Source organism: Dietzia massiliensis (assembly GCF_018390595.1).
Taxonomy (GTDB): domain Bacteria; phylum Actinomycetota; class Actinomycetes; order Mycobacteriales; family Mycobacteriaceae; genus Dietzia; species Dietzia massiliensis.
On the sequence record NZ_JAHBAV010000064.1, the window covers coordinates 1 to 17,061 of the forward strand.

11 protein-coding genes are annotated in these 17,061 nt (G+C 71.7%); 4 read left to right on the plus strand and 7 right to left on the minus strand.

All coding sequences use genetic code 11. The features are described 5' to 3' along the window. The first annotated feature begins 9 nt into the window (after window positions 1–9). Complete coding sequence (gene nirD, locus KHA85_RS14250; protein ID WP_213186316.1) at window positions 10–411, plus strand: nitrite reductase small subunit NirD; 402 nt, start codon at window positions 10–12, stop codon at window positions 409–411. Window positions 412–458: 47 nt separating this feature from the next. On the opposite strand, the gene KHA85_RS14255 is transcribed toward nirD, so the two are convergent. The 4 genes from KHA85_RS14255 to KHA85_RS14270 all read right to left on the minus strand — a co-directional run bounded on the left by KHA85_RS14255 (window position 459) and on the right by KHA85_RS14270 (window position 6,980). Then, window positions 459–1,598 (minus strand): uroporphyrinogen-III synthase, encoded by a 1,140-nt coding sequence (locus KHA85_RS14255; RefSeq protein ID WP_308936963.1) that lies wholly within the window; start codon window positions 1,596–1,598, stop codon window positions 459–461. 118 nt (window positions 1,599–1,716) lie between these two features. Continuing rightward, complete coding sequence (locus KHA85_RS18500) at window positions 1,717–3,201, minus strand: FAD-dependent oxidoreductase (protein WP_213186309.1); 1,485 nt, start codon at window positions 3,199–3,201, stop codon at window positions 1,717–1,719. Next, complete coding sequence (locus tag KHA85_RS14265; RefSeq protein ID WP_236885726.1) at window positions 3,198–5,435, minus strand: molybdopterin oxidoreductase family protein; 2,238 nt, start codon at window positions 5,433–5,435, stop codon at window positions 3,198–3,200. The genes KHA85_RS18500 and KHA85_RS14265 overlap by 4 nt, the downstream gene beginning before the upstream one ends. A gap of 96 nt (window positions 5,436–5,531) precedes the next feature. Continuing rightward, a complete protein-coding gene (locus KHA85_RS14270; protein ID WP_063974132.1) occupies window positions 5,532–6,980 on the minus strand; it encodes a nitrate/nitrite transporter in 1,449 nt (482 codons plus the stop codon). 167 nt (window positions 6,981–7,147) lie between these two features. Between KHA85_RS14270 and KHA85_RS14275 the strand changes: the two genes are divergently transcribed. Together KHA85_RS14275 and KHA85_RS14280 are read left to right on the plus strand one after the other, a co-directional pair. Then, a complete protein-coding gene (locus tag KHA85_RS14275) occupies window positions 7,148–7,735 on the plus strand; it encodes a hypothetical protein (RefSeq protein WP_213186310.1) in 588 nt (195 codons plus the stop codon). Window positions 7,736–7,794: 59 nt separating this feature from the next. After that, complete coding sequence (locus KHA85_RS14280) at window positions 7,795–8,955, plus strand: MalY/PatB family protein (protein WP_236885727.1); 1,161 nt, start codon at window positions 7,795–7,797, stop codon at window positions 8,953–8,955. A gap of 88 nt (window positions 8,956–9,043) precedes the next feature. Here the strand turns inward: KHA85_RS14280 and KHA85_RS14285 are convergent, their stop codons facing one another. The 3 genes from KHA85_RS14285 to KHA85_RS14295 all read right to left on the minus strand — a co-directional run bounded on the left by KHA85_RS14285 (window position 9,044) and on the right by KHA85_RS14295 (window position 14,675). After that, window positions 9,044–10,945 carry a calcineurin-like phosphoesterase C-terminal domain-containing protein gene (locus KHA85_RS14285; RefSeq protein ID WP_213186312.1) on the minus strand — a complete coding sequence of 634 codons (1,902 nt, stop codon included), beginning with the start codon at window positions 10,943–10,945 and terminating at the stop codon, window positions 9,044–9,046. A gap of 289 nt (window positions 10,946–11,234) precedes the next feature. Further along, window positions 11,235–13,424, minus strand: coding sequence for a 3-hydroxyacyl-CoA dehydrogenase NAD-binding domain-containing protein (locus tag KHA85_RS14290; RefSeq protein ID WP_213186313.1), 2,190 nt, complete (start codon window positions 13,422–13,424; stop codon window positions 11,235–11,237). Window positions 13,425–13,463: 39 nt separating this feature from the next. Next, entirely contained in the window at window positions 13,464–14,675 is a 1,212-nt protein-coding gene (locus KHA85_RS14295) for an acetyl-CoA C-acetyltransferase (protein ID WP_213186314.1), read from the minus strand. 136 nt (window positions 14,676–14,811) lie between these two features. On the opposite strand from KHA85_RS14295, the gene malQ reads away from it, so the two are divergent. Then, a complete protein-coding gene (gene malQ, locus KHA85_RS14300; RefSeq protein ID WP_308936964.1) occupies window positions 14,812–16,962 on the plus strand; it encodes a 4-alpha-glucanotransferase in 2,151 nt (716 codons plus the stop codon). Window positions 16,963–17,061 lie beyond the last annotated feature (99 nt).

The window sequence follows — 17,061 nt, forward strand, 5'->3', positions numbered from 1 at the left end:
GAGTCCACCATGACCGCAACCCTGTCCCGCCCCGCCCGCACCGGCGCCGCCCCCGAGATCGCCGTGTGCGCGATCGACCGCCTCATCCCCGGCCGCGGGGTCGCCGCCCTGCTACCCGACGGGCGACAGGTGGCGGTGTACACGCTCGACGACGGCGAGGTCCACGCCGTCTGCAACATCGATCCCGTCGCCCGGGCGGCCGTGATGAGCCGCGGGCTCGTGGGCGACCGCGCCGGCGTCCCCGCCGTGATCTCGCCCATCGGCAAGCAGGCGTATGCGCTCGAGGACGGTCGCGGCCTCGACGACCCGTCCCGCGGGATCTCCGTGTTCCCCGCCCGGGTCGCCGACGACGGCACGGTCTACGTGGCGACCGAGCCCGCGGTCCGCCACGCGCGCGCCACCGCTGCGTAGGGCGAGCTCGCGGGGCGCGCGGCTGTCGGGCCGCGCGCCCCGCCTGTTCAGATGGTGAGCCGGTAGCCGCGCTTGACGACGGTCGTCACCAGGTTCGGCACGCCGAGCGCCCGGCGGAGGCGACCCATCGCGGTCTCCACCGCGTGCGGGTCCGTGCCCTCGCCAGGCAGGGCCGCGAGCAGCTCGTCCCTGCTCACGCACGCCCCCGGGCGCCGCGCGAGCACCCGCAACAGCGCGAGCTGGGCCGGCGTCACCTCGACCGGTCGGCCGTCGACCAGCACCGCCGCCGCGCACACGGTCAGCTCGTGTCCGGCCACGTCGATCGGCGCCGTCCGGGCGGCGAGCTCGTCGGTGGTGTGCCTCATGAGCGAACCCAGGCGCATCCGGTCGGGGCAGGTGAACGGCACGTCCAGGTCTGCGAGCGGGGCCGCGGTCACCGGGCCCACGCACAGGGCGGCGACGGGGCCGCGCAGCGCGTCGAGCAGGTCGTCGAACAGCCCGAGCGCGTCCGCCCGCGCGAGCACGGCCACAACCGCCGGCGCCGCGGTGAACGTCACGCCGTCGACGCCGTGACGGGCGATCGTGGTCACGAGCTCGTCGAGCGCGGCGAGATCCTCCGGGAGTTCCCAGCGGTAGACGGGCACCTCGATCACGTCGGCGCCCGCGTCCCGCAGGCCGTCGAGCAGGGGGGCCATGGGGTTCCAGCCGGAACCCGCGCCCTGCACCTGCACGCCGATCGTCAGCCCGTCGACGCCCCGCTCGACCAGCATCTCCAGCAGTTCCGGGCTGGCCTCGCTGACCGCGGAGGCGTGCTCCCGCAGGCCGGCGGCCCGGATCGCCCCGGTCGTCTTGGGACCGCGCGAGTACAGCGGGATCCGACCCATCAGTTCGAGTAGCTGCCCGGCCAGGCCCCACTCCTCGCACACCTGCATCCACCAGCGCACGCCGGCGGCGGTGGTGAGGACCATGAGGTCGGCGGGCGCGGCGAGCAGCCGCTCGGTGGCCTCGCGCACCACGGTGTCCTCGGCGATGGGGATCATGTGCATCGCCGGCGCGTGCAGCACGGTCGCGCCGCGTCGCTCGAGCAGGGTGCGCTGCTCAGAGGCCCGCCGGGCGGCGGTGACGGCGACCGTGCGCCCGAGGAGCGGGAGATCGGTGCCGGCGGTGGTCACGTCGGAATCGGTCACTCCCCCATCATGGCCGATCTCTGTTGCCGGGGTGTTTCGCCGCCCGCCGGTCGCTCCGCTCATCTCCGTCTCCTCCACTGCCCGCTTCTCCTCTGTTCCTCACGTCTTCCACCGGGCCCTACCCCGCCGCCGCGAGCCAGCCGCAGATCCCGTCGACGGCCGCCGAACAGCCGCCGCAGCCCGTCCCGGCGCGAGTGCTCTCGGCCAGCGCGTCGCGGTCGCGGGCGCCGTCGGTCCACGCCGCGACGAGGTCGCCCTTGCTGACCCCGTTGCAGCGGCACACCACCGCTGCGGCGGGCATGGTCGACGGCGTCTGAGCGGCCACCGCCTCGGCGCGCCCCAGGATCACCGACACCACGTCGTCCGGCACGGGCAGGGCGTTCTCGTACAGCTGGGTGAGGATGCCGATCGGTTCGGGGTGGCCGATCAACGCGGCGCCCGCCACGTGGCCGGCCACCACGTCGACGCGGGCGTACCGGCCGCGCGCGGGTTCGCACAGCGTGGTGACCTCGACGGCCTCGTCGTCGCCACCCGCCGAGCCGTACACGTCCCCGGCGAGTTCGCCCAACGCGATCACGTCGAGCCCGTGCGCCTTGAGCCTGGTGACCCGGGTGCCGCCGGAGTACCGGGCGCCGGGGTCCGTGCCGCTCAGTCGCGCGGCCAGCACGACGGCCTGGTCCCATGCCGGGGCCACCAGGCCGCTGACGACGCCCCGGTGCTGGGCGCAGTCGCCGATCGCGCTGATCGCGGGATCGCTGGTGGTGAGCTCGTCGTCGACGATCACGCCGTGGCCCACCTCCAGCCCGGCGTCACGCGCGAGGTCCGCCCGGGGCGCGGACCCGGCGGTGAGGACGACCGTGCGGCAGCGCACCTCGCCGTCGTCGAGTCCCAACGTCGCCCCGTCCCAGCTCGTGGCGCGCGCGTCGGTCACCGTCCGCACGCCGAGCGCGGCGAGGGAGCGGACCAGGACGGCGCCGGCGCCGGCGTCGAGGCAGCCGTTCATGGGCCAGGCGCGGGGATGGACGACGACGACGTCGTGCCCGGCCGCGGCCAGTGCGCAGGCGACCTCGAGGCCGATGAAGCCCGCACCGACGATCGCGACGGGCCCCGGGTGGGCCGCGAGATGAGCGGTCAGCGCTATCTGACCCGCGGCGTCCCGGAGGGTGAACACGCCGGGCGCGAGGCCGCCGCCGGGTGAGCGGATGCCGTCGACGGGCGGGATGCGGGGCGCGGCCCCGGTGGCCAGGACGAGGTGGTCGTAGCCGACCCGCTCGCCGCCCGCGAGCTCGACCTCGCACGTGACGCGGTCGATCGCCGCGACGGGCGTCGAGGTGCGCAGGGTGATGTCGTGGCGCTCCCACCACCCGGCGGGCTTGAGCCGTGCCACCGGGGTGGCGCCCCCGGCAGCGCCGGAGACCGCGGCGGCGTGGGAGAGCATGATGCGGTTGTACGGCTCCTCCGCCTCGGCGCCGAGCACGGTGATCGACAGCCTCGCGGGGTCGGGCTCGCCCGCGCGCAGTTCCTCGGCGAGGCGCGCGGCGGCCATCCCCGCACCGACGATCACCACGCGGCGGGGTGCCCGCCGGACCGCGGCCGCGCTCACGCCGCCTCCAGCCGCACCGCGCACACCTTGAACTCGGGCATCCGGCTGTGCGGGTCGAGCTCGGGCAGGGTGAGCAGGTTGGCCCGCCCGGTGCCCGCGTAGTGGAACGGCAGGAAGAGGGTGTCGGTGCGCATGTCCTCGTCGCAGCGGACCTCGGCCTCGACCGAGCCGCGCCGGGACACCACGCGCGCCGCGGCGCCGTCGGTCAGCCCGGCCGCGCGGGCGACGACGGGGTGGACCTGCACCCACATCCGCGGTTCGGCCGCGGCGAGTTCGCCCACGCGGCGGGTCTGGGCGCCGGACTGGTAGTGCGCGAGCAGCCGCCCGGTGGTCGCTAGCAGTGGGTACGTGGCGTCGGTCGGTTCGGCCGGGGTGCGCGGTGCGTCGATCACGAAGCGGGCGCGACCGTCGGGCGTGGCGAACCGGTCGAGGAAGAGCCGCGGGGTGCCGCCCGGGGAGTCGGCGCCGCACGGCCAGTGCAGCACCTCCCCCGCGTCGAGGCGGTCCCAGTCGACGGCCGAGTAGTCGGCCTTGCCGCCGGCCGAGGCGCGGGCGAGCTCGTCGAACACCGCACGCGGGTCGGTCGGGAAGCGCTCGGGCCCGCGGTCCAGGCGGCGGGCGAGTTCGTGCCAGATCCACAGTTCGTCACGCGCGCCGGCCGGCGGGGTGATCGACCGGCGGCGCCGCAGGACGCGGCCCTCGAGGTTGGTGAGCGTGCCCTCCTCCTCGGCCCACTGCGGCACGGGCAGCACGACGTCGGCGAGCGCCGCGGTCTCCGACAGGACGAAGTCGGCGACGACCAGCGTGTCCAGCGCGCGCAGCCGCTCGGAGACGCGGTCGGCGTCCGGCGCGGAGACCACCGGGTTGGAGGCGTGCAGGAGCATGGCGGTGGGTCCGCCGGGCTGTCCGAGCGAGTCGAGCAGTTCGAACGCCGACAGTCCGGGGCCGGGGATCTGCTCGGGGTCCACGCCCCACACGGCGGCGACGTGGGCGCGGGCGTCGGGATCGGTGATCATCCTGTACCCGGGGAGCTGGTCGGCTTTCTGGCCGTGCTCGCGGCCGCCCTGCCCGTTGCCCTGACCGGTGAGCGTGCCGTAGCCGGTGCCCGGCCGCCCGGGCAGGCCCAACGCGAGGGCCAGCGCGATCACCGCTCCCACCACGGAGGTGCCGTCGGCGTGCTGTTCGGCACCGCGGGCGGTGAGGATGTAGCTGCCGGCGCCGGCGTCGCGGGCGTCGGCGAGGAGCCGCACCGCCCGCTCGAGGAGGGCGACGGAGACCCCCGTGACGCGCTCGGTGCGCTCCGGCAGCCACGCGGCGGCGTGCGCCCACGCGTCCTCGAATCCGGTGGTGCGGGCGGCGAGGTACCGCGTGTCGACGGCTCCGGTGACGACGACGAGGTGCAGCAGCCCCAGCACGAGGGCCGCGTCCGTGCCGGGGCGCAGGCGCAGGTGCACACCGCCGGAGTCGAGGGCGCGCCGCGCGGTCGCGCTGAGCCGCGGGTCGGCCACGATGAGCCCGCCCGCCGCGGCCGCGGTGCCGAGGTGCTGGAGGAACGGGGGCATGGTGTCGGCGGGGTTGGCGCCGATGAGCAGGACGGCCCGGGCGTCATCGAGGTCGGTGACGGGGAACGGCAGCCCGCGGTCGAGGCCGAAGCTGCGGTTGGCGGCCGCGGCGGCCGAGGACATGCACCAGCGGCCGTTGTAGTCGATGAGCCGGCTGCCCAGCGCGAGCCGGGTGAACTTGCCCAGCTGGTAGGCCTTCTCGTTGGTGAGTCCGCCGCCGCCGAAGACCGCCACGCCGTCCGGCCCGCCGGCCGCCTGCGCGCTCCGGATCCCGTCGACGACCCGGTCCAGGGCGGTGTCCCAGTCGCAGGGCTGCAGTCGCCCGTCGCGCCGGATGAGCGGGGTGGTGAGCCGGTCCGGGTGTCCGAGCAGGTCTCCGGCGGTCCAGCCCTTGCGGCACAATCCGCCGCGGTTGGTGGGGAACCACTCGGGCGTCACCTCGGCGACCCCGCCCACGGTGGGCGTGACGTTCATCGCGCACTGCAGCGCGCAGTACGGGCAGTGGGTGTGGCCGGGTCGCTCGGGCTCCTGTACGCCCGGCCGGTCCGGCGTCACCCGGGGGGTGTCGACGCTCGTCATGGTGATCTCCTCGTCGTCGTCCTCGTCGGTCTCGTCGCGCCCCGCCCCGCGGCCGGGCGTCCCCGCCGGCGCCGCGCTCCTTCGCTGCGGCATGCCGCCGAGTGGTCGGTTCCGCCCACGTTGTCCCAGGTCGGAACGCGCGCACACCGGCGTTTGTGACCACTCGCCGTGCTGGGGCGGGGGCGGCGGTCAGCGCGCGGCGGGCACCGGCTCCGGCTCCGCCCCGCCCGGCTCGGCTCCGGCCGTTCCCACCCGCGACGTCCCGGTGGCCACCGGCGCGGGCGCGGCGGTCGGGCGGCGCAGGTACACGGCCCGGGTGACGACGGCTGCCACCACGTAGAAGGCGGTGAACACCACGAACGCCGCCGTCGCCGAACCCGACGACTGGTACGAGCTGCGCAGGGTCATGTTGATGAGGAAGCCGCCGAAGGCCCCGACCGCGCCGGCCACGCCGATCAACGCTCCCGAGTGGGCGCGCGACCACGCCGCCCGCGCCGCCTGCGGCAGGTCCAGGCCCCGGCTGCGGGCCTCGTAGACGGTGGGGATCATCTTGTACACCGACGCGTTGCCCATCCCGGTGAGCGCGAACAGGGTGAGGAAGGCCGCGAAGAACAGGACGAGCGCGCCGCCCGAGAGCCGGCCACCGTTCGAGGCCTGCATGCTCGAGGTGACGATCAGCGCGACCGTCGTGACGGCCATGCCCAGGAACGTCACCAGCGTCACCCGCGCGCCACCGAACCGGTCGGCCAGGCGCCCGCCGAGCATCCGGGTCAGCGAACCGAGCAGCGGGCCGAGGAACGTGATCTGCGCGGCGTGGAGCGCGGCGTCCGCCGGGGACTCGCCGTTGCCGGTGAACGTCATGGTGAGCATCTGCCCGAACGCGAAGCTGAAGCCGATGAACGAGCCGAAGGTACCGATGTAGAGCAGCGACAGCACCCAACCGTCGCGGTCCGTGGCCACGTCGCGCATGCTCGCCACGTCGACGGTCTGGTGGCCGAGGTTGTCCATCTTGAGCGCGGCACCGATCCCGGCCACGACGAGCAGGACCAGGTACACCGCGATCACCCAGTGCGGCGAGCGGTTACCCGCGGCGGCGATGACCACCAGCCCCACCACCTGGATGGTGGCCACACCGAGATTGCCGCCGCCCGCGTTGAGGCCCAGCGCCCAGCCCTTCATCCGCTGCGGGAAGAAGGCGTTGATGTTGGTCATGGACGAGGCGAAGTTGGCCCCGCCCAGGCCGGCGAGCGCGCCGACCACCAGGTACAACCACAGGTCCTGGCCGGGGTTGGCCATGATCCACAGCATCGCGCCCGACGGGATCAGCAGGACGAACGCGGAGAACATGGTCCAGTTGCGGCCGCCGAACGTGGCCGTGGCCAGCGTGTACGGGATGCGCAGGAACGCGCCGGTGAGGGTGACCACCGCGGAGACGAGGAACTTGTCCGGCGCGTCCAGGCCGTAGACGTCCTCCGGCATGAACAGCACCATCACCGCGAAGAGGGTCCACACCGAGAACCCCACGTGCTCGGCGAACACGGACCAGTAGAGGTTGCGTACGGCGATGCGTCGGCCGCCTGACTCCCACTGGTGCCGGTCCTCCGGATCCCAGTTCTCGATCGTGCGTGAGCGCGTCATGTGCGTGGCCCCTCCCCGCTGGTGGGCTCCCCTGTCCGGTGCCCCGTGCGGGCAACCGTAGGAACGGGCTGTTTCCCCTGCGCTACTCGTGGTGACGGTCCCGTCACGGTGTACTCACGTGTGGGCGTTCGGCCTGTGAGGGGGCCTCGGCCGTGGTGGACTGAGGCATGTCCTCCCGCGTCACATCCCGCGTCACCGCCCGTGTCATCGCCGTGGTGGCCGCCGCGCTCGCCCTCATGACGGGTCCGGTGCCCGCAGCCTCGGCGCAGCAGACCGGGGCCCACCCCCTGGAGACATGGCGGGCGCCCTTTCCGCCACCCGCGCCGATCCCGGCCGACGCGCGATACGTGGACACCCAGTCCACCACCGGCCCGGACCAGCCGGGGTTCTGGGAGCTGGGGCCGAATGTCATGCGTGTGGTCTCGCGGGCCCCGGCGGACTCCCCCACCTGGTGCACCGGGTACTGGAACCTGGCCGGTGTGCGGTGTTGGCAGGTGGCCCCGGATGGATCCGTCGCCGAGCTTCGCCGGTTCTCCCTCCTCACCGACATGTGGCACGGCTCGTCGGACCCCTGGGCCGGGGCCGCCTATGAGACCGGCTACCGCATCGCCTACGAGATGGGCTGGGACTACACCTCCGGCGGCATCTTCATCCCCACCGGATCCGCGACCACCTACTCCACGATGATGCCGCTCGGCAGGCAGTCCCCGGATGCCGACGTATGGGTGGCGCCGGGGATCCTTCCCGGGAGCTGACGAGCGTGGCCGCGACGGCTGAGTAGCCTGGGGGTTCCGCTCGCTCCCGGATGAGAAGGATGCCCCACGTGCCGTTCCCCCTGGATGTCCCCGAGTCCGTCCTGCGCAGGCGCCGTAGCCAGAAGTGGCAGGCCTACCCGGAGGACGTGCTGCCGCTGTTCGTCGCCGAGACCGACGTCCTGCTGGCCCCCGCGATCCGGGATCGTCTCTCCGCCGCCGTCGCCGACGGGGACACCGGGTACTTCACGGAGATCGAGCGGCTGGCCGGGGTGTGCGCGCGGTACTACTCGCGGTTCGGGTACGAGGTGCCGGAGGACACCGTGGTCCCGGTCAACGACGTGGGGGTCGGCGTCCGCGAGTCGCTGGCGCGCATCCTTCCGGCCGGGAGCGGCGTCGTGTACACGCCGCCGGTGTACATGCCGTTCGGGCCGTGGATCCGGCGCGTGGGGATGTCACCGGTCGCGGTGCCGTTGATCGGTCACGACGGCGAGGACCCGCGCCTCGATCTGGCGGGCATCGAGCAGGCGTTGGCGGGCGGAGCCCGGGCGGTCCTGTTGAGTCATCCGCACAACCCCACGGGCGTCCTCCACTCACAGGCGGAGCTGGGCGAGCTCGCCCAGATCGCCGCCCGGCACGACGCCGTGGTGGTGTCGGACGAGATCTGGGCGCCCCTGGCCATGCCGGACGTGGACTTCGTCTCGTTCCTGGCGGTGTCGGAGACCGCCCGCGAGGTCGGGTTGGCGATCTCATCGGCGTCCAAGGCGTTCAACCTCGCCGGGTTGAAGTGCGCGTTCGTCGTCAACGGCAACCCGGAGAAGTTCCCGGTGCCGCGTTCGGCGCTGTCCGGCGCGGTGGGGCACTTCGGCGCCCTCGCCGCCGAGGCCGCGCTCACCGAGTCACTCGACTGGCTCGACCACATGCGGGCCGCCCTCGCGTCGAATCTCGACCTCATGGAGCGGTTGCTGGCCGAGCATCTGCCCCGCGCGCGGTGGCGGCGGCCTGACGCGGGGTTCGTCGCGTGGATCGATCTGCGCGGGTACCCGGGCCTCGGCGACGACCCTGCCGCCGTGTTCCTGGACGAGGGTCGGGTCGCGCTGAGCCCGGGCCCGGCGTTCGGGCCTCAGGGCAAGGGATTCGCCCGCGTGAACTTCGCCTGCTCCGAAGAGCTTCTCTCCGAGGCATTCTCACGGATGGGGTGGATCGCGTCCGAGCGCGGCTGAGGTCCGCCCAGGCGCGGTGTCAGCGGATCCGCACCCCTCTGGCGGCGGGGCTGTGGCCCCGCCGCCAGAGGAGAACTCCACCGAACGTTCAGCCCGTCACCGTGAAGGCGAACGACGTCCTGTGCTTACGTCCGTATCGGTCCGTCGCCGAGACCCGGGCGGTGTGCTCGCCCGGCTCGAGATCGGAGGGCAGCGCGATCCGCCACAGGTGCGAGCTCGACCGGCCCAGTGCGGCGTCGGCGATGAGGTTGTGGGTCCCCGAGACGGTCTCGGTGTACTCCCAGCCCACGTTGAGGGCCTCGCCGGTCGCCGGCTGGGTGTGCTCGGCGGCGACGGGCTCGCCCCCGTCGACAGACACCCGGACGCTGGCGTCCGTGGATCCGCCGAAGAAGCTGGCCGCCAGCCACGCCGCGCCCGTGCTCACGTCCGCGGTGCTGACGGAGTCGGTCGCCACGGGAGCCGGAGCCTCACCCTGCTCCCCGTCGTCCTTCCACTGCTGGTAGACCTCGGCCCACTCCCGCCACGCGGGGCTGTTGATCCCTGTCAAGAACTGGCGGTCGGCCGACTCGTTACGCACGGTGTAGTACTCGGAGCGCTCGTGTCCGTCGAACTCGATGGTCAAGACACCGGGCTCGGCGGCGTCGGACGTGTACGAGTAGGGGACGCCGTTCTCGTTGAGCGCGCCGGAGTACCACGAGCCGGAGACCGCGCCGGCCACGAGCTGGTCGTGGGTCAACTCGGGGATCCCGGCATCGATCCACTCTTGCCTGGAGTCACCCGCCAACAGATGCTCCAGCGTGTGGGTGTGACCGCCCACCGTCACCGCGTTGGGATAATCGGCGAGGATCTCGTACAGCGCACTCGCGTTGTCGGTCGTGACACCGCGGTAGTCCACGATCGGCGCGTGCGCGGCCACGACGATGTTCTTCTGACGCTCCACGTGCTGCAGGTCGTTACGCAGCCAGTCGAGCTGCTCCTGCGTGAGGGCCTCGGCGTAGCCGCCGTTGGACCCGTCGGCCTTCTGACCGTTGTAGACGATGTTGAACAGACCCACGAAGTGGGTGTCGCCCACTTCGTAGGAGTAGTACGGCGCGCCGAAGTCGCGGCGATAAGTGTCGACGGAGTGGGTGGCGTCGGCCGCGTCGAAGTCCATGTCGTGGTTACCGGGGATGGCACGCACGGGACCGTTCGCGTCGGCGTAGAGGTCCTTGACGGGCTGGTTCAGGCTTAGGTCGTCGCCGACGTTGTCGCCCAGGAGCAGGATGCCGCAGCCCGCGTAGTCGTCGCGGGCCGCGAGGTCGGCGGGCACGCCGCGGCTCGCGTACCCGACCTCCTCCATGTCGTAGGTCTGGGTATCGGAGGCGATCGGGCACGCCTGCCGCGGATCTGCGGTCGCGGCCGACTTCGCGAGCGGGAAGTTCACCGCCGCGGGTAGATCGCCGGTCGGCTCCAGCCCGCCGAAGCGCAGCTCCGGCGAGCCCTCGGGCAGGTGGTTGTAGCTGAACTGGGCGAAGTTCTGCTCGTCGACCGGCACCTGCCAGCCGGCGGGCTGGGTGACGAACGCGGTGAAGTTGTCGGAGGCCGGCAGCTCGTAACGGCCCTCGTCGTCGGTGGTGACGACGTCTCGACCGTTGGAGACCCGCACATCGGGTACCCCGACTTCCCCGTCGTCGTACACCGAGTTGCGGTTGGCGTCGTCGAACACGCGCCCGGTCAGGACGGACGGGTCGGCGGCGGCGCCCTCGACCACCTCGACGGATCCCGTGTAGAGACCGTCGTTGGTCCCGGGCGCGGAGCTACCGGGCGCGGCGCCGAGCGACCCACCCTCGTCGGCGCCGAGCGAGCCACCCGGGTCGACGGAGCCGCTACCCAGGAAACCGGTGGGCAGTGCGTGTGCGGGTGCTGCGCTCACGATGATCGTGGCGACGAGCGCCAGGCCTGTGGCGCGACGTCGGTGTCGGTGCGGATGCGGTGTCTTCGCTGACGGCATCGTCTCTCCTCGTCGGGTTGCGTACGACCTGCTCGTACGCCCGGCGAACGGTAGGGTCGCCGGTCGACATCGAGGTGACGGGCCGAGTGCGCGATGCTGAACCCCGCGTCGACCGCAGGCGACGTGCCGTCCCGCCGCAGGGTCTATTCGGAGGAACTTATCGGAGTATTTTCCTTTCACGAATCCCCGCGCACTGCGCTCAAACCCGAACGCCCCCATCCGTTGTCCGGGACAACAGATGGGGGCGCGGGCCGCCGGGCGTGGGCGGACGGGACGCGGGTCGCGGGCGTCAGGCCTGCTCGGCCGCCAGCTTCTTGAGCGACTCGGTCGGGGCGAAGCGCTCGCCGTACTTCGCGGCCAGCTCCTCCGCGCGAGCGACGAAACCCTTGTAGCCCGAGGCCTCCTTGGCGCCCGGCTCCGAGTAGTTCTTGGCGTACTGGCGGGTGCCGCCGGTCCACGCCGGGAACCCGATGCCGATGATCGAACCGATGTTGGCGTCGGCGTCGTCCACGATCACGCCCTCGTCAACGCACTTCTGCGTCTCGAGCACCTCGGCGAAGATCATGCGGTCGATCAGGTCCTGCAGCGGCGGGGCGTTATCGGGAGAGGTGTTGAACGCCTCCCGCAAGCCCGGCCAGAGTCCGCCGCGCTTGCCGTCGGCGTACTCGTAGAACCCCGCGCCGGCGGCGCGCCCGGACCGCTTGATCTCCTCGACCATCTTCAGGACGACGCGGTCGGAGGAGTTGGGCACGTACTCCTTGCCCGCCGCCTCCTCAGCCTCGCGGGTGGCCTGACGGATCTTGACCATGAGGTTGAGGTTCAGCTCGTCGGACAGCTGCAGCGGCGCGGCCGGGTAGCCGGCGATCCGGCCGGCCTGCTCGATGGTGGCGGGCTCGATGCCCTCGTCGAGCATGCCGATCGCCTCGTTGACGAAGGTGCCGATGACGCGCGAGGTGTAGAAACCACGCGAGTCGTTGACGACGATCGGTACCTTGCGGATCGCCAGGGTCAGGTCGATGGCCTTGGCCAGGGTCTCCGGGGTGGTCTTGTCCCCCTTGATGATCTCGACCAGCTGCATCTTGTCGACGGGCGAGAAGAAGTGGATGCCGATGAAGTCCTCGGGGCGCTGGACGCCCGTGGCCAGGTCGGTGATCGGCAGGGTCGAGGTGTTGGACCCGAGCAGGGCGTCGGGGGCCACGATGCCCTCGATCTCCTGGAAGACCTTCTTCTTGAGCTCGGGCGACTCGAACACGGCCTCGATCACCGTGTCGCAGCCGGCCAGGTCCTGTGGGTCCGCGGTCGGCGTGATGCGGGCCAGGAGGGCGTCGGACTTTTCCTTGGTGGTGCGTCCGCGCTCGAGCGCCTTGGCCTCGATCTTCTCCGAGTAGGCCTTGCCCTTCTCGGCTCCGGCCAGCTCGACGTCCTTGAGCACGACCTCCATTCCGGCCTTGGCGCAGACGTACGCGATGCCCGCGCCCATCATGCCCGCGCCCAGGACGCCGACCTTCGTGAACTCGGTCCTGGGGATCTCGGAGCCGTCGGCCGCCTTCGGGCGGGCTCCGCCGGAGGCGCAGTGCTGCATGTCGAAGAAGAACGCCTGGATCATGTTCTTCGCGATGGGGCCGGTGACCAGCGAGACGAAGTAGCGGGCCTCGATCTTCTCGGCGGTCGCGAAGTCGACCTGGGAGCCCTCGACGGCGGCGGCCATGATGGCGCGCGGCGCAGGGGCGGGCGCGCCCTTGGTCTGCTTGCGCATGTTGGCCGGGAATGACGGCAGGACGCCCGCCAGCGCGGGGTCGTCGATCGTGCCGCCGGGCAGAGTCCAGCCCTTGCGGTCCCACGGCTGGGTGGGCTCGGGGTCGGTGGCGAGCCATGCCTTGGCTGCGTCGAGGAGCTTCTCGGGCTCGACGACCTCGTCGACCAGGCCGGCCTTGAGAGCCTTGTCCGGGGCGAAGGACCGGCCGGACATGAGAATGTTGGGCACGGCCTGCGCGAGGCCGAACATGCGGACGGTGCGGACGATGCCGCCGCCGCCCGGCAGCAGCCCGAGGGTGACCTCGGGCAGGCCGACCTTGGCGCCGCGGGCGTCGGCCATGACGCGGTGGTGGCAGGCGAGCGCGAGCTCGAGGCCGCCGCCGAGGGCGGCGCCGTTGATCGCGGCCACGACGGGCACGCCGCAGGTCTCGAGGGCACGCATGCGGCCCTTGATACCCATCGACCGCTCGTAGAGCTCCTCGGCCTGCTCGGGGCCGGCCTTGATCATGGACTTGAGGTCGCCGCCGCCGAAGAAGCTCTTCTTGGCGGAGGTGAGGACGACTCCCTTGATGGAGTCCTTCTCGGCCACGATGCGGTCGACGGTGGCGGAGAAGTCGTCGATGAAGCGGGTGTTCATCGTGTTGGCGCCGTGGTCGGGGTCGTCCATGGTGAGGGTGACGATGCCGTCGCCGTCCTGCTCCCACCGGAACATGTTGTCGCTCACTGGTTCTGTACTCCTGTATCGCTGTGGTGTCGGTGCGGGTCAGACGCGTTCGATGATGGTGGCCACGCCCATGCCGCCACCCACGCAGAGGGTGATGAGGGCGCGCTTGCCGCCGGTGCGCTCGAGCTCGTCGAGCACCGTGCCGGTGATCATCGCGCCGGTCGCGCCGAGGGGGTGCCCCATGGCGATGGCGCCGCCGTTGACGTTGAGCTTCTCGTCGGGGATGTTCATGTCTTTCTGGAAGCGCAGCACGACGGAGGCGAAGGCCTCGTTGAGCTCCCACAGGTCGATGTCGTCGGGGGTCAGGCCGGCGGTGGCGAGCGCCTTCTTGGCCGCCGGGGTGGGCCCGGTCAGCATGATGGTGGTGTCGGCACCGGAGGTGGCCGCGGCGACGACGCGGGCGCGCGGGGTCATGCCCATCTCCTGCCCGGCCTTCTCCGATCCGACGACCACGAGTGCGGCGCCGTCGACGATGCCGGACGAGTTGCCGCCGTGGTGGACGTGGTTGATCTCCTCGACCCAGTGGTACTTCTGCAGCGCGACGGCGTCGAACCCGCCCATGTCGCCGACCATGGCGAAGGAGGGCTTGAGCCCGGCGAGCGCCTCGACGGTGGTGCCGGGTCGCATGTGTTCGTCGTGGTCGAGGATGGTGATGCCGTTGATGTCCTTGACGGGCACGACCGACCTGGCGAACCGGCCCTCCTCCCAGGCCCGGGCGGCGAGTCGCTGCGAGCGCTCGGCGTAGCGGTCCACGTCCTCGCGGGTGAAGCCCTCGAGGGTGGCGATGAGGTCGGCGCCGATGCCCTGGGGCGAGAAGTAGGTGTCGTAGTTGGTGGCGGGGTCCATCGCCCAGGCGCCACCGTCGGTGCCCATGGGGACGCGGGACATGGACTCCACCCCACCGGCGAAGACGACCTCGTCCCATCCGGAGCGGATCTTCTGGGCGGCCATGTTGATGGACGTCAGCCCGGAGGCACAGAAGCGGTTGATCTGCACGCCGGCGACCGTGTCGGGCATGCCGGCGGCCAGGGCCGCGATGCGGGGCAGGTCCATCCCCTGGTCACCGAGCGGGGTGACGATGCCGAGGATGATGTCCGAGATGCGGTTCTCGTCGAGATCGGGGAACCGACGGCGCGTCTCCTCGATGAGGCCGACCACCAGGTCGATCGGCTTGACCCCGTGTAGGGCACCGCCGGGCTTGCCCTTACCTCGCGGTGTCCGGATGGCGTCGTAGATGAATGCCTCGGTCATGGGTGGGCCACGCTCTTTCTCTGGGCGAACAGGTTCGTGTTCCGTCAGGCTACGTGGTGCGGCCGCGCTTCGCGGAGTGTGGTCCGTTTTCGTCGACCGGCGCGTCGACTGCGCGGCCGGTGGCACAGTGGACCGCGTGACTGCGAATGACATCGTCTCCCCTGTCCTGGCCGAGCTCGCCGAGGTGTGCGGGGTCGCCACGAGTTATGACGACGCGCAGGGCGTGCACCGGGAGATCCCCGCCCGCACTGTGCGCGCGGTGCTCGCCGCGATGGGCGTACCGGTTGCTGTCGACGACGACGACGAGCTCGGCGTTTCGGAACACGAGGCCCTGGCGGCCGTTCGCGTGCGTCCCTGGCGGCGTGTTCTGCCGCCGTCTCTGGTGGCACGTCAGGGTACCGCCATAGGGTGCCCGGTCCATGTCCCGCACGGCGCGAAGGTGACCGTGTCGGTCCTGCTCGAGGACACGGATGTCCCGGTGACCCTGCTCCCCCTCGATGAGCCGCGGGCAGCCCGTGAGGTCGACGGCGTCACAGTCGAACGGGTGACGCTCCAGGTGCCGGCCGCGCTGCCCGCGGGATGGCATCGCGTCTCCGCCGTGGTGGAGGTTCCGGACCGCGAACCCGAGTCGAGTGAGTGCACCCTGCTCGTCTACCCGCCGACGATCCCGGTCCCTCGCGGCCTGAAAGAGCGCAGGGCCGTCGGCCTGGCCGCGCAGATTTATCAGGTGCGTTCGCGGCAGTCGTGGGGCGTCGGGGATCTCGCCGACCTCGGCGACCTCTGCGGCTGGGCCGGCCGGGAGACGGGCGCGGATTTCGTGTTGGTCAATCCGATGCATGCCGGCGAGCCGTACCCGCCGGTCGGTCCGTCGCCGTACCTGCCGACGACCCGCCGTTTCGCCTCTCCCCTGTACCTACGTCCGGAGCTGGTGCCCGAATACGCGGAGCTACCCGCCGCTGATCGCGCGCGGGTCGATGCGCTCGCGCGGGAGGCAGCGGAATCCAACGAGAAGGACACCATCGACCGGGACGCGTCGTGGTCCGCGAAGTTGGAGGCACTGCGCCTCCTCTTCGCCGTTCCGCTCTCGCCGCGACGCTCTGAGTCGTTCGACCGGTTCGCCGTCGAACAGCCGGGGCTGAGGGGGTTCGCCACGTGGTGCGCACTGGCCGGCGGGCACGGGCCTGACTGGAGCGAGTGGCCGGAGGAGCTGAGGGATCCGGACTCGGAGTCCGTCGCGCGCTTTGCCACCGAGCACGCGGAGGAGGTCCGTTTCCATGAGTGGTTGCAGTGGCAGGTCTCGCAGCAGCGGGGGCTTGCGCAGAGCGAGGCGGTCGGAGCCGGTATGCGGCTGGGCGTCCTCCACGATCTGGCGGTCGGCGTCCATCCGACCGGGGCGGATGCGTGGTCTCTGAACCGGTCGCTCGCCCGCGGCGTCTCGGTGGGCGCGCCGCCGGATGCGTACAACCAGCTGGGTCAGGACTGGTCGCAGCCGCCGCTGCGACCGGATGCTCTGGCGGAGGAGGGTTACGCGCCATTCCGCGACATCGTTCGCGCCGCGCTCCGGGATTCCGGTGGGGTGCGTATCGATCACATCCTCGGGCTCTTCCGCCTGTGGTGGATTCCTGAGGGCGCTCCGCCCACCGAGGGGACGTATGTCCGGTATGACCACGAGGCCATGCTCGGTGTCCTCGCGTTGGAGGCCACGCGGGCCGGCGCCGTGGTGGTCGGTGAAGACCTGGGCACGGTGGCTCCGGGGGTGCGGGAGACGTTGTCCGATCTCGGGGTGTTGGGTACGTCGGTGATGTGGTTCGAGAAGCGTGACGACGAGCCGGTTCCGCCGGAGGAGTATCGCCGCCTGTGTATGGCGTCGGTGACGACGCATGATCTTCCCCCGACGGCCGGGTATGTCGATCTCGTCCACGTGGATGTTCGTGAAGAGCTCGGCCAGCTCACCGGCGACGTCGAGGAGGAGCGTCGGTCCGCGGCGGCCGAGATCGAGGCGTTCCGTAAGGAGGTCCGCGATCGGGATCTTCTCGAGGGCGATTCCCCGGATGATCTGGTGGTGGCACTTCACCGCTTCGTGGCGGCTGCGCCGTCGTTGCTCGTGGCGGTGTCGGTGTCGGATCTGGTGGGCGATCGCCGCCCGGTGAACATGCCGGGTACGTCGGATGAGTATCCGAATTGGCGGGTGCCGTTGACGGACGCCGATGGCCGTTTGGTCAGCCTCGAGGGGCTCGTGGATTCGGCGTTGGCGCGTCGCGTGATGTCTGTGGTGGTGGGTCGCTGAAATGGCGGGAACCCCGAACCGTGGGGTTCGGGGTTCGCGCGTTGTGAAGTTGTGTTCGGCGGTGTCCTACTCTCCCACACCCTCGCGAGTGCAGTACCA

Bases quoted from the DNA above. Each gene is read 5' to 3' on its own strand.
- nirD (WP_213186316.1), top strand. From the start codon at position 10: ATGACCGCAACCCTGTCCCGCCCCGCCCGCACCGGCGCCGCCCCCGAG.
- KHA85_RS14265 (WP_236885726.1), bottom strand. From the start codon at position 5,435: ATGCCGCAGCGAAGGAGCGCGGCGCCGGCGGGGACGCCCGGCCGCGGG.
- KHA85_RS14270 (WP_063974132.1), bottom strand. From the start codon at position 6,980: ATGACGCGCTCACGCACGATCGAGAACTGGGATCCGGAGGACCGGCAC.
- KHA85_RS14275 (WP_213186310.1), top strand. From the start codon at position 7,148: ATGTCCTCCCGCGTCACATCCCGCGTCACCGCCCGTGTCATCGCCGTG.
- KHA85_RS14280 (WP_236885727.1), top strand. From the start codon at position 7,795: ATGCCCCACGTGCCGTTCCCCCTGGATGTCCCCGAGTCCGTCCTGCGC.
- KHA85_RS14285 (WP_213186312.1), bottom strand. From the start codon at position 10,945: ATGCCGTCAGCGAAGACACCGCATCCGCACCGACACCGACGTCGCGCC.
- KHA85_RS14295 (WP_213186314.1), bottom strand. From the start codon at position 14,675: ATGACCGAGGCATTCATCTACGACGCCATCCGGACACCGCGAGGTAAG.